The sequence below is a fragment of the Kineosporiaceae bacterium SCSIO 59966 genome (assembly GCA_020881835.1).
GTDB lineage: Bacteria > Actinomycetota > Actinomycetes > Actinomycetales > SCSIO-59966 > SCSIO-59966.
In genome coordinates this window covers 768,111-788,611 of sequence record CP052876.1, presented here as the reverse complement: position 1 = coordinate 788,611, position 20,501 = coordinate 768,111, and the positions used below count along the sequence as shown (strand labels likewise).

Here is a 20,501-nt window from a genome sequence, read left to right as displayed (position 1 = left end):
CGGTGACGTCCACCCTACTTCGGCAGTGGCCGGCGTCCAGAGGGAGCGCCGTGGCCTGTGCCACGGAGGGCCACGTGGGCGGCGCCACAGCCTGCACGGCCGGGGCTCTGGCACCCTTTCGTCATGACCGAGCCCGCCACGACCGACCCGCCGGAACCGCTGTTCACCGCGATCGACCACGTCGGGGTGGCCGTCCCCGACCTCGAGGCCGCCATCGCGTTCTACCGGGACACCTTCGGCATGGTGCTGCTGCACGAGGAGGTGAACACCGACCAGGGCGTCCGCGAGGCGATGATGGGCGTGGGCGACCCGGCGGCGCCGCACTCGTGCGTGCAGCTGCTCGCACCGCTCGACGAGACCTCGACGATCGCGAAGTTCCTCGACCGCAACGGGGCCGGCGTCCAGCAGGTCGCCTACCGGGTCGACGACGTCGAACGGGTGTCCACGGTTCTACGCGAGCGCGGGATGCGGCTGCTCTACGACGCGCCCCGCAGGGGGACGTCGAACAGCCGGGTCAACTTCGTGCACCCCAAGGACGCCGGCGGCGTCCTCGTCGAGCTCGTGGAGCCAGCCAAGACGCCCCACTGACCACCAGGCCAGGTAGCGAGACCACCCGCAGAATGCTGGATTCGTCCGTCATCTGCCGGCGTGTTGCGCCACCAACCCAGCATTCTGCGAGTGGGTGGCGGGGGCAATGGGTGGCGGGCAGAGGGTGGCGGGATTGCATGATCACGAGGAGGGGGGCGTCGGGGGGGTTGTCCACAGGGCGGGCGCGGACGGACCCGCGTCGCTGCCACCCTTCGCCACGTGGAGCTGCGCTGGACGCTGACCCGGCGGCAGGGCGGCCGCCCGGACGTCGACGTCGTCGTCCGGGCGCGCCCTGGCACGCCGTTCGGCGCCGTCCGGGCCGACCTGCTCGCCGCCACCGGGACGCCGCCGGGACCGGTGTGGGTGGCAGGCCGGCCGGTCGCGGACAACGACGTGCTCGGAGCGCCCCCGCTGACCGAGGGCGCACTGCTGGTCACCGGCACCGCCCCGGACGACGACCCGACCACGGCCTGGGGACTGCGCCGGGACCGGCGAGGGCTCGGTGAGCTGCACGTCGTCGAGGGCCCGGACGCCGGCCTCGTCCACCTGCTGCGCCCCGGCACCCACCGGGTGGGCCGCGCAGCGGACGCGGACCTGCGCCTCACCGACCCCGACGTCTCCCGCCAGCACCTCGTCCTGGAGGTGTCACCCCAGGGCGTGCTCGCCAGCGACGTCGGCTCCGCGAACGGCACCGCCGTGGACGGGGTCGCCGTGGGTGACGCCGGTGCCCGGGTCCGCCCCGGGGCCCGCCTGCGGCTGGGGTCGACCACGCTGGTGGTCCGGGCACCGGAGTACCGGGTCGCGGTGTGCCACCCGACCGGCGAGGGGACGGTGGAGGTGGGCCGGGCACCCCGGGTCGTCCCCGCCCTCGAGGACGTCACGCTGACGGTGCCGGCGGAACCGGCGCCACCGGAGCACCGCCCGGTGCCGTGGCTGACGGCGCTCCTCCCCCTGGCGGTGAGCATCCCGATGGCCCTGCTGTGGTCGCCCTTCGCGCTGCTGCTCGGCCTCACCTCGCCGGTGCTGGTACTCGGGTCCGTGGTGTCGGACCGGCGTGGTGCCCGCCGGACCCACCGGGCCGCGCTGGAGCGGTACGAGCGCGAGCTCGCGGACGTCCGCCGACGGGCCCAGGAGGCGGTCGCCGCGGAGAGCCGCCGCCGGCGGCTGCTGGCCCCGGACGCACCGACGCTCGCCGTCGCGGCCGGGACGCCGTCGGTCCGGCTGTGGGAGCGCCGTCCGGGGGACGCCGACGACCTGCTGCTGCGGGTCGGCACCGGCCGGGCTCGCTCCCGGGTCCGGCTGAAGGGCCCGGACGACCTGAAGGGCCCGGACGACGAGAGCCTGCTGAGCTGTCCGGACGTCCCGGTCGCGGTGCCGCTGGCCGACCTCGGCGTGGTCGGGATGGCCGGCGGCACCCCGGACCTGGCCGGGGTGCTGCGGTTCGCCGTCCTGGGTCTGGCCGTCCTCCAGAGCCCGCGGGACACGTCGCTGTGGATCGTCTGCCCCGACCGTGCAGCGGGCAGGGCCTGGGCGTGGGCCCGGTGGCTGCCGCACGTGCCGGCAGCGGTCCGCGAGCACCTCGACGGAGCGCGAGACGCCGGCGCCGTCGTCGAGGAGCTGCGCGCGGAGGTGGCCGGCCGCCGGCAGGCCCCTTCCGGGTCCGGCCCGGCGACGTGGTCCGGACGCCGGCACGTCGTCGTCCTGGACGGGTACCAGGCGCTGGCCCACGTGCCCGGTGTCACCGACCTGCTGCGAGACGGTCCGGCGGTCGGCGTCCTCGTCGTCTGCCGGGACGCCGACCCCGCCGGCCTGCCGATCGAGTGCGCCGCGACGGTGGAGGCGGTGGCGACCAGCCGCGGCCGTCTGCGGGTCCGGCTGGCCACCGACCGACCGGACGTCGTCGACACAGCCGACCCTCACGACCCCGACGACCCCATCGACACAGCCGACGGCGGGCACGTCGTCGCGGACGTCGTGAGCACTGGCTGGTCGCACGCCGTGGCCCGCTCGCTGGCGCCGCTGCGGGACGGCACCAGCCAGGACGGTCCGGCGCTGCCCGACTCCGTCAGTCTCGTGGACCTGTTGCGGCGCACCGGGACCGACCCGCTGGACGCCGAGGCCGTCGCCGCGGTGTGGTCACGCAGCAGCGGCGCGCTGCAGCCGCTGATCGGCGCGGGGACGGACGGGCCGCTGGCCCCGGACCTGCGAGTCGACGGACCGCACGCCCTCGTCGGCGGCACGACCGGTGCCGGCAAGTCGGAGCTGTTGCGGACCCTGCTGGCGTCCCTGGCGGCCACGGTCCCACCGGACGAGCTCACCTTTCTGCTCATCGACTACAAGGGCGGGTCGGCGTTCGCCGAGTGCGCCGACCTGCCGCACACCGTCGGCCTGGTCACCGACCTCGACGAGCACCTCACGCGCCGTGCCCTGGTCGCGCTCGGCGCCGAGGTCCGCCGGCGCGAGCGGCTGCTCCGCGAGGCCGGTGCCCGTGACCTCGACGGCTACCGCGACCTGCCGGACCGCGACCCGTTGCCGCGCCTGATGATCGTCGTCGACGAGTTCCGGGTGCTGGCCGACGAGCTGCCGGACTTCGTCGCCGGGCTCGTGCGGCTGGCCGCCGTCGGGCGCTCCCTCGGGCTGCACCTCGTGCTGGCCACCCAACGACCGGCCGGGGTGGTCACCCCGGACATCGCGGCGAACGTCAACCTGCGGATCGCGTTGCGGGTCAGGGACCGCAGCGACTCCGTGGACGTCGTCGAGGCACCGGACGCCGCGGCGATCGACCCGCGCCGACCCGGCCGCGGGGTGCTGCGCACGGGTGCCGGCTCGCTGGTGCCGTTCCAGAGCGCGCACGTGGGCGGCCGGACGGAGGGCGCCGACGACCGACCGCAGGTGCGGCTGCTGGACGCCGGCCGCGCCGTCCAGCACGACCGGCCCGGCCAGGCCTCCCACGCGTCCGTCTCCCCGCCGGGACCGAGCGACCTGGCTCGCATCGTCGCCGCCGTGTCCGAGGCTGCGGCCCGCTCCGGTCGGCGGGCGCCGAGCGGCCTGTGGCTGCCGCCGCTGCCGGAGGTGCTCACCCCCGAGGACATGGCCACGGCGTACGACCCAGTCGCGGCGTACGACCCAGTCGCGGCGTACGACCCAGTCGCGGCGTACGACCCAGCCGCAGCCGGCAGCCACCTGGCACCCGAGCACGACGTGCCCGCGCTGGTGCTCGGGCTCGGCGACTCCCCGCAGACGGGGAGCCGTCCGCCGGTGACCCTGCCGCTCCGGCCCGGGACGGCGCTCGCCGTCATCGGAGCCCCCCGGTCGGGCCGCACGGGCACCGTCCTGGCGGCCGCACAGGCGGCTGCCGGCCGGGCGCACGGCACCGTGCACCTCTACGTCGTCGCAGGACCGGACGCCGCTCTGCAGCCGCTACGGTCGCTGCCGCACACGGCGGCCTTGTTGCGCCGGGACGACCCCGACCTGCTGGGACGCCTGGCGACCTCCCTGCTGACGGAGGTGCGCCGCCGGCGCCAGGACCCCGCGACGGCGAGCCCGCTCGTGCTCCTCGTCGACGGCTGGGACGTCCTGGTCCGCGAGCTGGAGGCCGCCGACCGGGCCGACGTCGTGGACGACCTGCTGCACGTCGTCCGGGAGGGACCGGCCGTCGCCGTCAGCAGCGTCGTGACCGGGGAGCGGGCGCTCACCACGGGCCGCGCGGCCGGGGCGTTCACGGCGCGGCTGCTGCTGCGGACAAGTGACCCGGCGGACGCCGTCCTGGCCGGCGCCGACCCCTCCGCCCTGCCGTCGAGGATGCCCCCGGGGCGCGGGCTGTGGCTCACCGGCGACCGGAGCCTGGAGGTGCAGGTCCTCGCGGCCGCGGCCTGGCCCGACCCGCAGGTCGAGCGCGACCCCGCCGTCTCCACAGACCCGGCCGCCGGCACGAACCCGCACCCCCCGTTCCGGCTGCGGGCGCTGCCGGACGAGGTCGCCGTGACCGACCTGGACGCCGCACCGGGCGTCGAGGTGCCGGTCGGCATCGGCGGGGACGACGCCCGCGTCGTCGGCCTGTCCCGCGCGCAGTGCCGCCGGCTCCTGGTCGCCGGACCGCCCGGGTCCGGCCGCTCGACGGCCCTGGCGGTCCTGGCCCGGCAGCTGGACCGCCCGAGCCGCCGCGTCGTCGTCCTGGCCTCACCGGACTCTCCGGCGGCGACGACCGTCCCCACGGACGCCGTCGTCTCCCCCGGGGACGTCGAGCGCCTGCGCACGCTGCTGGCCGAGCTCGGCCCCGAGGTCACCGTGCTGGTCGACGAGACCCGCGACCTCGACACCACCGGAGCCGACGACCAGCTCGCCCGGCACCTCGCCGCCGGCGGCGGCGTGGTCGTCGCCGGTGACCCCGGTGACCTCGCCGGCCGGTTCCGCGGCACCGTCCCGGAGCTGCGCCGCAGCCGCACCGGGCTGCTGCTGTGCCCGACCGGCTACGCCGACGGCGACGCGCTCGGCGTCCGGGTGCCGCGCGCCGTCACCGCCCGCCCGGGTCGCGGCTGGCTCGTCCAGCAGGGAAGGGCGCACCCGGTTCAGGTCGCCGACCTGCCCGGCGTCGTCCACCGCGGCAGGTGACCGGCATGCTGACCCGGTGACCACGACCCCTGCCTGGCGCGTCCGCCCCGCCCGCCCGGACGACGTCACCGCCGTCGACGCCCTGGTCCGCGAGCTCGCCGCCTACGAGAGGGAGCCGGACGCCGTGGAGGGGACGGCGCAGGACCTCGCCGACGCGTTGTTCGGGCCGGACCCTCGGGTGCACTGCCACGTCGTCGAGGTGGCCGGCGGCGGCCCCCACGTCGTGGACAGCGACGTCGTGGAGACCGCCGTCGTGGGCATGGCGCTGTGGTTCGTCAGCTACTCCACCTGGCGGGGCAGGCACGGCATCTGGCTCGAGGACCTCTACGTCCGTCCGCAGCACCGCGGGCGGGGCCTCGGCCGCGCCCTCCTGCAGGCGCTGGCCGCCGAGTGCACGGCCCGCGGCTGGACCCGGCTGGAGTGGGCGGTGCTGGACTGGAACAGCCCCGCCCACGGCTTCTACCGGTCGCTGGGCGCCGCGCCGCTGCAGGAGTGGACCACCTGGCGGCTGGAGGGCGAGGCGCTGCAGTCGCTCGGCGCCGCACCCGCCTGAGCACCGGCCGCCTGAGCACCGGCCGCCGGATGCGCGGTCGCCGTCCCCGGCGGAACCGGTCACCATGGTCCCCGTGACGTCGAGGGACACCCCCGTGAGCACCGACCGGGTCGAGCTGGAGGTGCCGACCGACCCGGCCTACCTCGCCGTGCTGCGGACGGCGACGGCAGGGCTGGCCGCCCGGATGGACCTCACCCTCGACGAGATCGAGGACCTGCGCATCGCCGTCGACGAGGCGTGCGCGCTGCTGCTCGGCGTCGGCGGGGACCCCGCCGACGACCCCGGTGCCGGCGCCGGTCCGCAGACCCGAGCGCCGCTGCGGGCCGCGTTCGACCTCGGCGACGACGTCCTGCAGGTCCGGGTGACCGGCCCGGCCACCACCCTGCCGGAGCGCTCGAGCTTCGCCTGGGCGGTGCTCGAGGCGCTGGCCGGCGAGATCGACACCGAGTCCGGGAACGGCTCCAGCTCCATCACGCTGCGGCACCGTCGGGTCCGACGAGGGTGACGGACGAGCGTGACGGACGAGCGTGAGGGAGGCCCGCTCGTGACCGCTGAGGTGCCGCAGCCACGCGACACCGGCACCGGGGGACGCCCCGTCAACGGGCAGGACCCGGCGGTGGTCGCCGACCTGGCCCGGCTGTGCGCGATGACCGAGCACGACCCCGAGCGCCGGGCGCTGCGCGACCGGGTCGTCGAGGCCCACCTGCCGCTCGTGCACCACCTGGCCCGCCGGTACGCCGACCGCGGTGAGCCGCTGGACGACCTCGTCCAGGTCGGCACGATCGGCCTGCTCAAGGCCGTCGACCGGTTCGAGCCCGAGCGCGGCCACGCGTTCGCCTCCTTCGCGGTCCCCACCGTCCTCGGGGAGATCCGCCGGCACTTCCGGGACCGCGGCTGGGCGGTCCGGGTCCCGCGGCGGCTCCAGGAGCTGTCCCGCACGCTCACCGAGTCCCGGGCCGTGCTCGCCCAGGAGCTCGGGCGCTCCCCCACGGTCGACGAGCTCGCGCAGCGCGTCGGCGTCGACCCCGAGCAGGTGCTCGAGGCCCTGGAGTCCGCGGGCGCCTACTCCACCGTCCCGCTGGAGACGGACGCCGACGACGGCCCGCAGTCCTGGCTCGCCGAGGACGACACCGCCCTGGAGACCGTGGAGAACCGGGAGGCGCTGCGCCCGCTGCTCGAGGAGCTGCCCGCCCGCGAGCGCCGCATCCTCGCGCTGCGGTTCGTCCGCGGGATGTCCCAGTCCCAGATCGCCGCCGAGGTCGGCATCTCCCAGATGCACGTCTCGCGGCTGCTGAGCCGCACGCTCGCCCAGCTCCGCGAAGGCCTCACCGACCCGGGCGCCGACCAGGGGTGAGCCCCCCGACCGGGGAGCCCCGGGCGACCGCCCCGTCAGGTGACCGGCGGGTTGGCCGCGGACGACGTCGCCCGGGTCACCGTCGGCGACAGCACCGCGACGAGGACGACGACGGCGACGACGAGCACACCCAGGCCGACCGGCGTCCGCCAGCCCCCGCTGCTGAGCACCGAGAACCCGACGAGCAGGTTCCACGTCACCACCGGGGCGCGCGACCACCGGCGCCCCCCCCACAGTCCCCGGGCGAACACCCCGAGCGCACCGCCGACCACCACGGCGAGGGCGGCGGTGAACGCGGCGACCACGACGTCGCTGGCCGCGCCGCGCGCGATCCCCACGACGTAGAAGACCGCCACGCCCAGCAGCATCCCGGCCTCGAGGGCGACGAGGGCGACGACCGCGACCTGCAGCGGCGGGCGGCGTACCGGGGCGGGGGGCTGGCTCATCCGCCCCAGGCTGCCAGGCTCCGGCGGAACACGGCGCGCCGACCCGTCGTTGCGACAGGTGACACGCCCGGGACCCTGCCCGGCGGATGGTCTGGCGGGGCGCCGGGTTCGGCTCTAGAGTCGGCGTGCACGTCAGTGTGGCGTTACGCGACAGCCGACGTCTCGGGCCGTCTGTGGGCAAGCACTCAGGACGACACCTGGGTGATGTTGGGCACGACCCCTTGTGTAACCGTCCGGACCTTGCGAGGGTGGTACGTCACGCGGGGCGCGCCTGGACGATGGCGCGCCTTTTTGTGGGTGAGCACTCGTGAAATGGTTCACAAGCGGAGAAGGAGACTGAGAACTGATGGACTGGCGCCACCGCGCTGCCTGCCTCGACGAGGACCCGGAGCTGTTCTTCCCGATCGGGAACACCGGCCCGGCGCTCCTGCAGATCGAGGAGGCCAAGGCGGTCTGCCGGCGGTGTGAGGTCGTGGAGAGCTGCCTGAAGTGGGCGCTCGAGAACGGCCAGGACGCCGGCGTCTGGGGCGGTATGTCCGAGGACGAGCGGCGTGCGCTCAAGCGCCGCAACGCCCGGGCCCGCCGCGCCGGCTGACCGCCGCACCTCCCCCGCCGACCCCCGACGAGGCGGGGCGCCCGAGCACCGGGCGCCCTGCCTCGTCGCACGTCCGCACCCGGCCCGCTCACCGCAGCCGTGCCTCCACGGTCACCTCGGTGCCGCCGCCCTCCCGCGCCGCCCAGGTGATCCGCCCCCGCAGGTCGGACTGCACGAGCGCCTGGACGATCTGGGTGCCCAGCCCCGCGGCGGGCGGCACCGCCGCCCCCGGCTGCAGGCCGGCGACACCGACCCCGTCGTCCCGGACCCGGACCGTCAGCCACTGGCCGTCCCGGTGCCCGTCGACCTCGACCTCACCGGCCCGCCCGGCCAGCCCGTGCTCGACGGCGTTGGTCACGAGCTCGGTGATGACGAGCGCCAGCGGGGTGGCGTCCTCGGCGCGTACCACCCCGAACCGCCCGGTCCTCCGGGCCGTGACCGGCGCGGTACCGGCGACCTCGCAGGCCAGCCGCACCGCGCGGTCGACGACGTCGTCCAGGTCGACCGTCTCCTGGAAGCCCTGGGCGAGCGTCTCGTGGACCAGGGCGATCGTCGCCACCCGCCGGACGGCCTCCTCGAGCGCGGCCCGGCCCTCCCCCGCCGGCAGTCGGCGCGCCTGCAGCCGCAGCAGCGCCGAGACCGTCTGCAGGTTGTTCTTCACCCGGTGGTGGATCTCCCGGATGGTCGCGTCCTTGGTGAGCAGCTCGCGCTCCCGGCGGCGCAGCTCGCTGACGTCGCGGCACAGCACGATGGCCCCGGTCCGCCGGCCCCCGGCCGACGGGGGCGGCCCGTCGGTGAGCGGCACGGCGCGCAGGGACAGCGCGACCCCGCGGGCCTCGACGTCGGTGCGCCACGGGGCCCGGCCAGTCAGCACGAGCGGCAGCCCCTCGTCCACCGGGTCCGGCGCCTCGACGAGACCGGTCACCACCTCCGCGAGGGACTGCCCGACGAGGTTGCCGACGAAACCCAGCCGGTGCAGGTCGGAGACCGCGTTCGGGCTGGCGTAGCGCACCGTCCCGTGGACGTCGAGACGGATCAGCCCGTCCCCGACCCGGGGCGCGCCGCGACGCAGCCCGGTCGGCGCCCCGGTGACCGGGTAGCCGCCGCCGGCGACCATCGCGGTCAGCGCGTCGGCGAGCTGGAGGTAGGTGAGCTCGAGCCGGCTCGGCGTCCGGGCGGTCGCCAGGTTGGTGTAACGGCCCAGGACGGCGACGACGGTGCCGTCGCGGACCACCGGGACGGCCTCCTCCCGCACCGGGGCGTCGTCGCGCCACTGCGGCTCCCGGGCCCGCTGCGAGCGGCCGTCGGCGTACGCGGCGTCGAGCTGCCGGCGGGCGCCGGGGGCGACGACCTGGCCGACGACGTCGTCGTAGTGCACGGTCGGCCCGGTGGACGGGCGGCAGTGGGCGACGGCGACGAACCCGCCGTCGCGGCGCGGCACCCACAGCACGAGGTCGGCGAACGACAGGTCCGACAGCAGCTGCCAGTCGCCGACCAGCAGGTGCAGCCACTCCTCGTCGACGGCGCCCAGCCCGGTGTGCCGGCGGACGAGCTCGGTCAGCGTCGCCACGAGGTCAGCTCGACCCGGAGCGGATCACCCCGCGCAGCAGCCGCAGCGCGACCGACAGGGACGCCAGGTCGCTGCGGTCGAGCCGCTGCACGTCGTCGATCGTCTGGCGCACCCGGGCCAGCTGGCCGGCGTTGCCCGCCTCCCACGCCTGGACCCGTTCGAGCGGGTCACCGCCGTCGGTCTGGGCCAGCACGGCGCGGGTGAGCGCCTCGAGCGCGGCGTAGAGGTCGTCGCGCAGCGCGCCGCGGGCGAGCGCCTCCCAGCGGTTCTGCCGGTCGAGCTCGGCGATCCGGCGCAGCATGACGTCGGCGCCGTACCGCTCGGAGAGGGTGAAGTACACCCGGGCCACCTCGTCGGGGTCGGTGTCCTCCGTCGTCGCGGTCTCCGCGACGTCGAGCAGGGCGAACTCGTCGAGCAGGCCGGCGTGCCGGACGGCGAGCTCCTGCGGCACGCCGAGGGAGACCATCCGCTGGACCTGCTCGGTGAACCGCTCGCACTCCCCGCCGCACAGCAGCTCGCCCATCCGCCCGCGCCAGCGCCCCACGACGGCACCGAACCTCTCGATCTCGGCGGCCACGTCGAACCTCTCCCGCAGGTTCTGCAGGAACCAGCGGGTCGAGCGGTCCAGCAGGCGGCGGAACTGCAGGTACAGCGTCGTCTGGACGTCGGTCGCCACCTTGGCGTCGAGCGCCTCCACCGCCTGGACGTACTCGCGCAGGCCGAAGATCTCCCGGCCGACCGCGTAGGCCCGCACGACGTGGTCGGCCGCCGCCCCGGTCTCCTCCATCGCCCGGAACGCGAACGTGATGCCACCCCGGTTGACGATCTCGTTGACCAGCCCGGTGGTGACGATCTCCCGGCGCAGCGGGTGAGAGGCGAGCCGGTCCTCGTACCGCTCGACGAGCCGCCGGGGGAAGTAGTCGCGCAGCACCCGCTGGAACCAGGGGTCGTCGGGCAGGTCGGTGGCCAGCAGCGCCTTTCCCAGAGTGATCTTGGCGTAGGCGACGAGGACGCTGAACTCCGGTGAGGTCAGCCCGATCCGCTGCTCGATGCGCTCGGCGATCTCGGCGTCGCTAGGCAGGAACTCCAGCGAGCGGTCGAGGTCGCCGCTGGCCTCCAGCGACTTGATGAACCGCTGGTGCACCGGGAGCATCTCGCGCGCCTGGCGGCGGGCGTTGCCGAGCAGCACGTTCTGCTCGTAGTTGTCCCGCAGGACGAGCGCGGCGACCTCGTCGGTCATCTCCAGCAGCAGCTGGTTGCGCTGCTTGCCGGTGAGGTCCCCAGCGGCGACGATCGCGTCGAGCAGGATCTTGATGTTGACCTCGTGGTCGGAGGTGTCGACCCCGGCGGAGTTGTCGATGGCGTCGGTGTTGATCCGCACCCCGGACAGCGCCGCCTCGATCCGGCCGCGCTGGGTGAGCCCGAGGTTGCCGCCCTCGCCGACGACCTTGGCCCGCAGGTCCGTGCCGTCCACCCGGATGGCGTCGTTGGCCTTGTCCCCGACGTCCGCGTGGGTCTCGGTCGACGCCTTGACGTAGGTGCCGATCCCGCCGTTCCACAGCAGGTCGACGGGGGCGGTGAGGACCGCCTTGAGCATGGCGTTCGGCGTCAGGGCCCGGACGTCGTCACCGAGACCGAGGGCGGCGCGCACCTGCGGGCTGACCGGGATCGACTTCGCCGTGCGGGGGTACACCCCGCCGCCCTTGCTGATGAGGGAGCGGTCGTAGTCGGCCCACGACGAGCGGGGCCGGTCGAACAGCCGGCGCCGCTCGGCGTAGGACGTCGCGGGGTCCGGGTCGGGGTCGAGGAACACGTGCCGGTGGTCGAAGGCGGCGACGAGCCGGATGTGCTCGGACAGCAGCATCCCGTTGCCGAACACGTCCCCGCTCATGTCCCCGATGCCGACGACGGTGAAGTCCTCGCTCTGGATGTCGGTGCCCATCTCGCGGAAGTGCCGCTTGACCGACTCCCACGCCCCGCGGGCGGTGATGCCCATCGCCTTGTGGTCGTAGCCGACCGAGCCGCCGGAGGCGAACGCGTCGCCGAGCCAGAAGCCGTAGGCCTGCGACACCGAGTTCGCGATGTCGGAGAAGGAGGCGGTGCCCTTGTCGGCGGCGACGACGAGGTACGTGTCGTCCTCGTCGTGGCGCACCACCCGCGGCGGGGGGACGACCTGGCGGCCCTTGTCCGGGTCGATGACGAGGTTGTCGGTGACGTCGAGCAGGCCGCGGATGAACGTGGTGTAGCAGCGCACTCCCTCGGCCAGCCACGCGTCGCGGTCCTCGGCCGGGTCGGGCAGCTGCTTGCCGACGAAGCCGCCCTTGGCGCCGGTCGGGACGATGACGGCGTTCTTCACCATCTGCGCCTTGACCAGTCCGAGGACCTCGGTGCGGAAGTCCTCGCGCCGGTCGCTCCAGCGCAGCCCGCCGCGGGCGACCGCGCCGAAGCGCAGGTGCACGCCCTCGACGTGCGGGGCGTAGACCCACACCTCGTGCGCCGGCCGGGGCTCGGGCAGGTCCGGCACCTTCCTGGGGTCGAGCTTGAACGCCACGTGCTGCTTGGGCTGCCCGTCGTCGTCGACCTGGTAGAAGCTGGTCCGCATCGTGGCGGTGATCGCGCCGAGGAAGGAGCGCAGGATCCGGTCGTGGTCGAGGCTGGCCACGTCGTCCAGGGCGCCCTGGATCTCCTCCACCAGCGCGGCCTGAGTCTCCTCGCGTGCCGGCGGGGGGATCTCCGGCTCGCGCGGCTGGAACCGCGCCTCGAACAGCCGCACGAGGGACCGGGTGATCGGCACGTTGGCGAGCAGGCACTGCTCGACGTAGTCCTGGCTGAACGTCGACCCGGTCTGCCGCAGGTACTTCGCGTAGGCGCGCAGGACGACGACCTGCCGCCAGGTCAGCCCGCCCAGCAGCACGAGGGCGTCCAGCCCGTCGGACTCGGTGCGCCCGTCCCAGGCGGCGGCGAACGCGTCGGTGAACATCTCCCGGGCGGCGTCCGGGGCGACCCGGGAGGGGAAGCGCAGGCCGAAGTCGTAGACGTAGGCGAGCCGGCCGTCGCTGCGCTCGAGCTCGTAGGGCCGCTCGTCGACGACCTCCACGCCGAGGTTGCGGAAGAACGGCAGCACGGTGGTCAGCGACAGCGGCTCCCAGCGGAAGAGCTTGAAGCGCCGCTCGGTCGGCGCGGCACCGACCGGCTCGTAGAGGTTCGTCGCCACGGTGCCGGCCGCGGCCGGCTCCCCGCGGGCGTCGGTCTGCTCGCCGAGACGCTCGAGCCGCTCGATCCGGCGGATGTCGCTGACCGCGACCCGGGCGGAGAAGTCCTCCTTGTACGCCTCCGGGAACGCCCCGCCCCAGGTGCGGGTCAGCCGGGCCGCCTCCTCCTCGCCGACCTCGGCGCGCAGCGCGTCGGCGAGGTCCTCCTCCCAGGTGCGGGTGGCCTCGACGAGCTGGCGCTCCAGGGCGGCCACGTCGACGTCCGGGATCTCCTGCCCCGGCCGGACCCGCAGCACGTAGTGCAACCGGGCGAGCACGGACTCGCTGACCCGGGTGGTGTAGTCGACGGTGACCGCGTCGAAGGCCTCGCGCAGGATCTGCTCCATCCGCAGCCGGACCTCGGTGGTGTACCGGTCGCGGGGCAGGAACACCATCGCGGACATGAACCGGCCGTAGGCGTCCCGGCGCAGGAACAACCGGGTCCGTCGCCGCTCCTGCAGCTGCAGCACCGCCATCACGGTGTCGTACAGGTCGTCGACGCTGATCTGGAACAGCTCGTCGCGGGGGTACGTCTCCAGGATCGTCAGGACGTCCTTGCCGGAGTGGGAGTCCGGGGCGAAACCGGCCCGCTGCAGGACGGCCTCCAGCTTGGCGTCGATGACCGGCACCCGCCGGACGCTCTCGACGTAGGCCTGCGAGGTGAACAGGCCGAGGAACCGCCGCTCCCCGGCGACGCTGCCGTCCGGTCCGAACGACTTCACCCCGACGTAGTCGAGGTAGCTGGGCCGGTGCACGGTGGCCCGCGAGTTGGCCTTCGTCAGCACGAGGACGTGCCGCTCCCGGGCCTTGGCGCGGGCCCTCGCCGGCAGCCGGCCGAAGCTGTCGCTGGCGTGCCGCTGGTCGTAGCGCAGGATGCCGCGACCGGTGCCGGGGACGGCGGTCAGCACGTCCTCGCCCTCGTCGTCGGTGCCCAGCCGGTACTCGCGGTAGCCGAGGAAGGTGAAGTTCTCGTCGACGAGCCAGCGCAGCAGCCGGGCGCCCTCGGCGCCCTCGGCGGCGAGGTCCTCCGGCACCTGGTGCTCGAGCTCGTCGGCGAGGTCGAGCGCGGTCTGGCGCATCTTCGGCCAGTCCTCCACCGCCGCCCGCACGTCGCTGAGCACCGACTCCAGGGCCGCGCTGAGCTGCTCGAGCTGGCCGGGGTGGGTCTCCCGGTCGATCTCCACGTGGATCCACGACTCGACCCGGGCGTCGTCCGGCCAGTCGGGGTGCCGCCGGCCGGTCGGCACCGCGGACGGCGAGGCGTCCAGGACGTCGAGGAGGTCACCGGTGACGGTGCGCCGGACGACGAACGTCGGGTGGATGACGAGGTGGATGGCCCGGTTCTGCCGGGTCAGCTCGGCGGACACCGAGTCGACGAGGAACGGCATGTCGTCGGTGACGATCTCGACGACCGTGTGCCCGGTGGCCCAGCCGTGCTCGTCGACGGTCGGGGTGAACACCCGGACGGCGGCGGTGCCGTCGGCTCGGTGGGCGGCGGCCTGCACGTGGCTGAGCGCGATGCCGGCGAGGTCGACCGGCTCACGGGCCACGAGGTCCTCGTCGGCGACGTGCCGGAAGTAGCGGTGCACGAAGGCGCGCAGCTGCTCGATCGGCACGTCGGGCCGGTGCGCCGCCTCGACCGCCTCCTCGAGGAGCTGGGAGCGGGCCTCGTCCCCGGGCGTGGTCATCCGTGGTTCCACCTCAGCGTCTGCGCGCGGCCGCGGCGTGCACCGTCGCACGCCTCCTGGCGACCTTAGCGGGCAGCGGTCTCACAGGTGGGCGCGCATCTCCCACAGCAGCGGGTAGTAGCGCAGCGGCAGCCGGCTGCGCAGGTAGGGGGCCCCGGAGGACCCGCCGGTGCCGGACTTCGTGCCGATCTGCCGCTCGACCATCTGGACGTGCCGGGCTCGCCACTGGGCGGCCCGCTCGTCGTGGTCCAGCAGGCCCTCGGCAAGCTCCCAGACCTCGCCGTACCGCTCCCGGTCGCGGGCGACGGCGAGCAGGGAGCCGCGGACCTGGTCGTCGTCCGCCGCGGGTAGCCCGGCCTGAGCCAGCACGTGCACGAAGGCGTCCCACAGGGTCGGCTCGTCGAGCCGCCTCTCCAGCCGGGCCCGCTCCGCGTCGGTCAGACCGCGGAACCGGCGCAGGAAGCCGGGGTCCTTGGCGCCGGAGAGGAACTCCAGCTCCCGGTACTGCACGGACTGGAACCCGCTGGCCGGCGCCAGCCGCTCGCGGAACTCCAGGAAGTCCTGCGGGGTCATGGTCTCGAGCACCTCGAGCTGGGTGACGAGCACCCGCTCGATGACGTCGACGCGGTGCAGCAGGTGCCGGGCCCACCACAGCCGGCCGTCGAGCATGGCCCCCCGGACGGCGACGAGGTCGTGCAGCAGCTGGTTGAACCACAGCTCGTAGACCTGGTGCACGGTGATGAACAGCAGCTCGTCGTGCGCCGGCGGGTCCGACTCGGGCACCTGCGCGGTGAGCAGCTGCTCCAGGTGCAGGTAGCTGCCGTAGGTGAGCCGGCCGCCCTGCTCGCCGAAGTGCCGGTCGTCGGGGAGCGCGCTGTCGTCCGGCACTGGGTTCTGGTCTGGCGCCGTCATGATCGAGCAGCCTAGCCGCCGTAACGCTACCCTCCGGGTGTGCGCGTCGACAACGAGATCCGGTACCCGGCCAGCCCGCACGACGTGGCGGCGATGCTCGCCGACGAGGCGTTCCAGGAGCGCAAGCTCGTGGCGACGCACGCGACGTCGTACGACATCGAGGTCACTGGTGACACCAGCGGGGCCTTCACGGTGTCCACCCGGCGCACGCTGCCGACCGACGACTTCCCGGACGTGGCCCGCAGGTTCGTCGGCCCGACCATCGACGTCCGGCAGGTCGAGGCGTGGGAGGCGCCGGACGCCGACGGCGCCCGGGCCGGCACGGTGGTGGTCGAGATCGCCGGCGCACCGGTCCGGCTGTCCGGCACCCTGAACCTGGTCCCCGACGGGGAGGGCACCGTCGAGGTGATGACCGGGGAGCTGAAGGCGTCCGTGCCGTTCATCGGCGGCAGGCTGGAGGAGGCCGCCCAGCCGAGCTTCCTCGCCGCGATCCGCAAGGAGCAGGAGGTCGGCACCGCCTGGCTGGCCGGCGAGCGCTGACCGGTTACGGCCTCACCCCATGTGCGGGTAGCGGTAGTCGGTCGGCGGTACGAACGTCTCCTTGATCGACCGGGTCGAGGTCCACCGCAGCAGGTTCTGCGCCGCGCCGGCCTTGTCGTTCGTCCCCGACGCCCGCGCCCCGCCGAACGGCTGCTGGCCGACGACGGCGCCGGTCGGCTTGTCGTTGACGTAGAAGTTGCCCGCCGCGAACCGCAGCCGCTCGGTGGCCGCGGCGATCGCCGTCCGGTCCTGGGCGATGACGGACCCGGTGAGGGCGTAGTCCGCCACCGACTCCATCTGGGTGAGCATGTCGTCGTAGCGGTCGTCCTCGTAGACGTGCACGGCGAGGATCGGCCCGAAGTACTCGGTGGTGAACAGCTCGTCGGTGGGGTCGTCACCCTCGACGACGGTGGGCCGCACGAACCAGCCGACCTCGTCGTCGTAGCTGCCGCCGGCCAGCACCGTGATGCCGTCCTGGGTGTGCGCCCGGTCGATCGCCGCCTTGTGCTTGGCGAACGCACGGTCGTCGATGACCGCGGACATGAAGTTGGCGAAGTCGGTCGTGGGGCCCATCGTCAGCGACTCGGTGACCTCGACGAGCTCGTCGCGCAGCGTCCGCCAGATGCTGCGGGGCACGTAGGCGCGGGAGGCGGCGGAGCACTTCTGCCCCTGGTACTCGAACGCCCCGCGGACCATCGCGGTGAGCAGCACCTTGGGGTCGGCGCTCGGGTGGGCGACGATGAAGTCCTTGCCCCCGGTCTCCCCGACGACGCGCGGGTAGGACCGGTAGGTGGAGATGTTCTGGCCCACCGTGCGCCACAGCATCTGGAAGGTCGGGGTGGACCCGGTGAAGTGGATGCCGGCGAGGTCCCGGTCGGCGAGCAGGACGTCGGAGACCTCCTTGCCGTGACCGGTGACGAGGTTGATCACCCCTGGGGGCAGGCCGGCCGCCTCGAGCAGCGCCATCGTGTAGTACGCGGCGAGGGTCTGGGTGGGCGACGGCTTCCACACGACGGTGTTGCCCATGAGCGCCGGCGCGGTCGGCAGGTTGCCGCCGATGGCGGTGAAGTTGAACGGGGTGATCGCGTAGACGAAGCCCTCCAGCGGGCGGTGGTCGATGCGGTTCCACACCCCCCGGGAGTTGGCGACCGGCTGCTCGGCGTAGACCTGCCGGGCGAAGTGCACGTTGAAGCGCCAGAAGTCGATGAGCTCGCAGGCGGCGTCGATCTCGGCCTGGTAGACGGTCTTGCCCTGGCCGAGCATCGTCGCGGCGTTGAGCGTGTCCCGCCACGGGCCGCTCAGCAGCTCGGCGGCCTTGAGCAGGACGGCGGCACGGTCGTCGATGCTCATCGCCCGCCAGCCCGGCGCGGCGGCCCTGGCGGCGGCGACGGCGCTCTCCGCGTCGGCGTGGGTGGCACCCTGCATGGTGCCGAGCACGTGCTGGTGGTCGAAGGGCGCGACGACGTCGATCCGCTGCCCCCCGCCGAGCACCTGCTTGCCGCCGACCCACATCGGCAGGTCGACCTGCTCGGTCCACATCTGCTCGAGCCTGCGCTGCAACGACTCTCGCTCGGGGCTGCCCGGGGCGTAGTCCCGGACCGGCTCGTTGACGGGTGCGGGAACCCGGGTCACGGCGTCCACGGCGGTGTCCTCCTCGGCGTCGGTTGGCCAGTACCGCCATCGTGTCACCCGGCCGGGCGGTCCTGCACCCGCCCGGGCGCCGCGCTCAGCCGGCGAGCAGCGACCCGATCTCCGAGACGTCGAACCACAGCAGCTCGTGGCCGTCGGCGCCGTCGACGACGAAGCGGGCGTCCTCGTCCCCGTGCGTCGCGGCGGGCAGCGCGGCGACGGCGGCGGCGACGTCCGCCTCCGCCGCCTCGTCGTCGACGTGGACGGCGACGACGTGCTCGGCGGTCACCGCGGTCCCCAGGACGACGGTGGACGGCAGGACGTGCGCGGGGTCGGCGTCCGCCTCCGGGGCGGGCCGGGCCGCCCGGTCGGGGATCTCGACGGCGACGACGACCCGCCGCCGGGGGGCGTCGTCGTCCGCGCCGAGCAGCCGCAGGGACGCCTCGGCGGCGTCCAGCATCGCGGCGTACTCGAGCTCCTCGGTGTCGCCGTCGGTGTACCACTCGCGCAGGGCGGGGGTGACGGCGTGGCCGAGGGCGCCGGCCTCCGCGTACCGGCCGGCGGCGTGCGCGCGGCGCAGCATCGGCAGGGTGGCGGCGAGGTAGACGCGCATCAGCGGACCGTGTCCCGCAGCTCGGCCAGGGCGTCCGTGAGGCACTGGGCCAGCACGTCGATGTCCCGCATCCCCTCCCGGTCACCGTTGAGACCGAGGTAGACGCCACCGTCGTAGGAGGTGATCCCGATCGCCAGCCCCTGGCCCCGGGCCAGCGGGATGACCGGGTAGGTCTCCAGCATCCGCGCGCCGGCCAGGTACAGCGGGTGCTGCGGGCCGGGGACGTTGGTGACGACGAGGTTGAACAGCCGCCGGGACAGCCCGCTGGCGACCCGTGCGCCGAGCGAGTGCAGGGTCGGCGGGGCGAACCCGCCGATGTCGGCGATCCGGCGGGCGCCGACCGCCCGGCCGGACTCGACGTGCGCGGTCATCTGGTAGGCGACCTGCTGCAGGCGCAGCACGGGGTTGGGCTCCCCCACCGGCAGGTCGACGATGAGCGAGGCCACGGACGTGCCGACCCCGCCGGCGTCGGGCGGCTCGTCGGCGGTGACGCTCACCGGGACGAGCGCCCGCACCACCGTCGTGGGGGTGACCGGGGCGCCGCGGGTGAGCAGCCAGGCCCGCAGCCCGCCGGCCACGGTCGCGAGCGCGACGTCGTTGACGGTGATCCGGGTTCCGGCGGCAGGGCGGCGCCGGCGCCCGCCGCGGGCGTGGAAGTCCCGGACGGCGCGGTAGTCGGCGAGGTCGGTGGCGACCATCGCGAACCGCCGGTGCTCGCAGACCTCGACGTTCAGGGGGCTGTCGGGCGCGGGCCGGGCGGCGATCCGCGCGGCGGAGGCCATCCCCCCGAGGGCGTCGCCGAGGACACCGCCGAGGACGCCGACGGCCTTGCCCGCGGTGGCGCGCAGGTCGTCCAGCCCGGCGCGGGCGGCGTCCAGCACCTGGGTCGGGCGACGGACGACGTCCATCACCGCGCCGGCGACGAGCTCGGCCAGCGACGGCTCGGGCGTGGGCCGCCACGTGTCCGTGACCGGCTCCGGGGCCGCGGGGTCGTCGTCGAGGAGCACCTGGGCCAGGTCGACGGCGTTCACCCCGTCGACGAGGGCCTGGTGCGCCTTGGTCAGCACCGCGAACCGGTCGCCGGCCAGGCCCTCGACGACGTACACCTCCCACAGCGGCCGGGTGCGGTCCAGCGGCCTGGGCTGCACCCGGGCCACGAGCTCGCGCAGCTGCTCGTCGGTGCCCGGGCGGGGCAGCGCGGAGCGCCGCACGTGGTAGTTGACGTCGAACCGCTCGTCGTCCACCCACACCGGGTTGGCCAGTCGCCAGGGCACCGAGCGCAGCCGCTGCCGGTACCGGGGGACGAACGCGATCCGGGCGGCGACGTGCCGCAGCACCCGGTCGATGTCGATGCCGCCGGCCGGGGCGGCGAAGGTCATCACCGACCCGACGTGCATCACCGTGGCCGGCTCCTCCAGGTAGAGGAACGACAGGTCCAGCGGGGTCAGGCGGTCCGGCACGCGATCATCCTGGCACGCCGGCCGGCCGGGGCGGGCGGCTCAGAACGACCCGCCGGCTCAGAACGGGATCCCGGTGAGCCGGTGCAGCTCCGCCGCGGTGGCGGCGGTGTCGCCGCGGTGCAGCACCGCGGCCATCCCGGTCCGGCGGGCGCCCTCGACGTTCCACGGCAGGTCGTCGACGAGCACGCAGGCCTCGACCGGCACGTCGGCGAGCGCGGCGGCGTGGTGGAAGATCCGCGGCTCCGGCTTGCGCATCCCGACCTCGCCGGAGATGACCACGGCGTCGAACAGCTCGTCCCAGCCGGTGCGGTCGTAGGTGTTGCCCCACGAGTTGGACACCAGCACGGTGCGCAGCCCGGCGCGGCGGGCCCGGCGGACCAGGTCGTGCATGAGCGGGTCGGGCTGCTCCAGGCCGGCGAGCATCCGCCCGAGCAGCCCGGCCGCCTGCACGTGCGAGCCTCGGGCGGCGAGCTCCTCGGCGAGCAGCCGCTCGAAGTCCTCGACGGCGATCTCGCCGCGCTCCAGGGCGTGCACCGGGGCGGCGCCCGGGCCGCCACCGGCCTCGGCCTGGGCGAGGGAGTGCCAGGTCCGCATGACGTCGGTGAAGTGCTCGTAGTCGATGCCGTCCGCCTGGGCCCAGGCGGCCATCGCGCCGTCCAGCGGGACGGTCAGCACACCGCCCCAGTCGACG

15 protein-coding genes are annotated in these 20,501 nt (G+C 74.7%); 7 read left to right on the top strand and 8 right to left on the bottom strand.

From position 1 onward, the window contains the following. Positions 1–123 precede the first annotated feature (123 nt). The 5 genes from mce (at position 124) to HJG43_03805 (ending at position 7,106) form a co-directional block, all read left to right on the top strand. Entirely contained in the window at positions 124–588 is a 465-nt protein-coding gene (mce, locus tag HJG43_03825; protein UER53827.1) for a methylmalonyl-CoA epimerase, read from the top strand. 219 nt (positions 589–807) lie between these two features. Continuing rightward, positions 808–5,199 carry an FHA domain-containing protein gene (locus HJG43_03820; GenBank protein ID UER53826.1) on the top strand — a complete coding sequence of 1,464 codons (4,392 nt, stop codon included), beginning with the start codon at positions 808–810 and terminating at the stop codon, positions 5,197–5,199. A gap of 16 nt (positions 5,200–5,215) precedes the next feature. After that, the gene (locus tag HJG43_03815) at positions 5,216–5,752 is read left to right on the top strand and encodes a GNAT family N-acetyltransferase (GenBank protein ID UER53825.1); all 537 of its coding nucleotides are present in this window, start codon (positions 5,216–5,218) and stop codon (positions 5,750–5,752) included. Positions 5,753–5,816: 64 nt separating this feature from the next. Continuing rightward, positions 5,817–6,257, top strand: coding sequence for an anti-sigma regulatory factor (locus HJG43_03810; GenBank protein ID UER53824.1), 441 nt, complete (start codon positions 5,817–5,819; stop codon positions 6,255–6,257). A gap of 141 nt (positions 6,258–6,398) precedes the next feature. Continuing rightward, positions 6,399–7,106, top strand: coding sequence for a SigB/SigF/SigG family RNA polymerase sigma factor (locus HJG43_03805; GenBank protein UER55682.1), 708 nt, complete (start codon positions 6,399–6,401; stop codon positions 7,104–7,106). Positions 7,107–7,141: 35 nt separating this feature from the next. On the opposite strand, the gene HJG43_03800 is transcribed toward HJG43_03805, so the two are convergent. Then, positions 7,142–7,552 carry a hypothetical protein gene (locus HJG43_03800; GenBank protein UER53823.1) on the bottom strand — a complete coding sequence of 137 codons (411 nt, stop codon included), beginning with the start codon at positions 7,550–7,552 and terminating at the stop codon, positions 7,142–7,144. Between the two features lie 346 nt (positions 7,553–7,898). On the opposite strand from HJG43_03800, the gene HJG43_03795 reads away from it, so the two are divergent. Further along, positions 7,899–8,147 carry a WhiB family transcriptional regulator gene (locus HJG43_03795; GenBank protein ID UER53822.1) on the top strand — a complete coding sequence of 83 codons (249 nt, stop codon included), beginning with the start codon at positions 7,899–7,901 and terminating at the stop codon, positions 8,145–8,147. A gap of 88 nt (positions 8,148–8,235) precedes the next feature. Here HJG43_03795 and HJG43_03790 read toward each other — a convergent pair whose 3' ends face one another. The 3 genes from HJG43_03790 to HJG43_03780 all read right to left on the bottom strand — a co-directional run bounded on the left by HJG43_03790 (position 8,236) and on the right by HJG43_03780 (position 15,568). Then, positions 8,236–9,708, bottom strand: coding sequence for a PAS domain-containing protein (locus HJG43_03790; protein UER55681.1), 1,473 nt, complete (start codon positions 9,706–9,708; stop codon positions 8,236–8,238). Between the two features lie 13 nt (positions 9,709–9,721). Beyond that, positions 9,722–14,656 (bottom strand): NAD-glutamate dehydrogenase, encoded by a 4,935-nt coding sequence (locus HJG43_03785; protein ID UER53821.1) that lies wholly within the window; start codon positions 14,654–14,656, stop codon positions 9,722–9,724. Positions 14,657–14,737: 81 nt separating this feature from the next. After that, positions 14,738–15,568, bottom strand: coding sequence for a tryptophan 2,3-dioxygenase (locus HJG43_03780; GenBank protein UER53820.1), 831 nt, complete (start codon positions 15,566–15,568; stop codon positions 14,738–14,740). Between the two features lie 93 nt (positions 15,569–15,661). On the opposite strand from HJG43_03780, the gene HJG43_03775 reads away from it, so the two are divergent. Next, a complete protein-coding gene (locus tag HJG43_03775; protein ID UER55680.1) occupies positions 15,662–16,108 on the top strand; it encodes a DUF2505 domain-containing protein in 447 nt (148 codons plus the stop codon). Positions 16,109–16,120: 12 nt separating this feature from the next. Here HJG43_03775 and pruA read toward each other — a convergent pair whose 3' ends face one another. From pruA to HJG43_03755, 4 genes are all read right to left on the bottom strand, one after another. Further along, positions 16,121–17,749 carry an L-glutamate gamma-semialdehyde dehydrogenase gene (pruA, locus tag HJG43_03770; GenBank protein UER55679.1) on the bottom strand — a complete coding sequence of 543 codons (1,629 nt, stop codon included), beginning with the start codon at positions 17,747–17,749 and terminating at the stop codon, positions 16,121–16,123. A gap of 85 nt (positions 17,750–17,834) precedes the next feature. After that, positions 17,835–18,350 carry a hypothetical protein gene (locus HJG43_03765; protein UER53819.1) on the bottom strand — a complete coding sequence of 172 codons (516 nt, stop codon included), beginning with the start codon at positions 18,348–18,350 and terminating at the stop codon, positions 17,835–17,837. Continuing rightward, positions 18,350–19,810: a wax ester/triacylglycerol synthase family O-acyltransferase gene (locus HJG43_03760; protein UER53818.1), complete on the bottom strand. Its 1,461-nt coding sequence runs from the start codon at positions 19,808–19,810 to the stop codon at positions 18,350–18,352. The genes HJG43_03765 and HJG43_03760 overlap by 1 nt, the downstream gene beginning before the upstream one ends. Positions 19,811–19,867: 57 nt before the next feature. Then, complete coding sequence (locus HJG43_03755) at positions 19,868–20,458, bottom strand: HAD-IA family hydrolase (protein UER55678.1); 591 nt, start codon at positions 20,456–20,458, stop codon at positions 19,868–19,870. Positions 20,459–20,501: the final 43 nt, after the last annotated feature.

Bases quoted from the DNA above. Each gene is read 5' to 3' on its own strand.
- mce (UER53827.1), top strand. From the start codon at position 124: ATGACCGAGCCCGCCACGACCGACCCGCCGGAACCGCTGTTCACCGCG.
- HJG43_03810 (UER53824.1), top strand. From the start codon at position 5,817: ATGGTCCCCGTGACGTCGAGGGACACCCCCGTGAGCACCGACCGGGTC.
- HJG43_03805 (UER55682.1), top strand. From the start codon at position 6,399: ATGACCGAGCACGACCCCGAGCGCCGGGCGCTGCGCGACCGGGTCGTC.
- HJG43_03800 (UER53823.1), bottom strand. From the start codon at position 7,552: ATGAGCCAGCCCCCCGCCCCGGTACGCCGCCCGCCGCTGCAGGTCGCG.
- HJG43_03795 (UER53822.1), top strand. From the start codon at position 7,899: ATGGACTGGCGCCACCGCGCTGCCTGCCTCGACGAGGACCCGGAGCTG.
- HJG43_03785 (UER53821.1), bottom strand. From the start codon at position 14,656: ATGACCACGCCCGGGGACGAGGCCCGCTCCCAGCTCCTCGAGGAGGCG.
- HJG43_03780 (UER53820.1), bottom strand. From the start codon at position 15,568: ATGACGGCGCCAGACCAGAACCCAGTGCCGGACGACAGCGCGCTCCCC.
- HJG43_03775 (UER55680.1), top strand. From the start codon at position 15,662: ATGCTCGCCGACGAGGCGTTCCAGGAGCGCAAGCTCGTGGCGACGCAC.
- HJG43_03765 (UER53819.1), bottom strand. From the start codon at position 18,350: ATGCGCGTCTACCTCGCCGCCACCCTGCCGATGCTGCGCCGCGCGCAC.
- HJG43_03755 (UER55678.1), bottom strand. From the start codon at position 20,458: ATGGCCGCCTGGGCCCAGGCGGACGGCATCGACTACGAGCACTTCACC.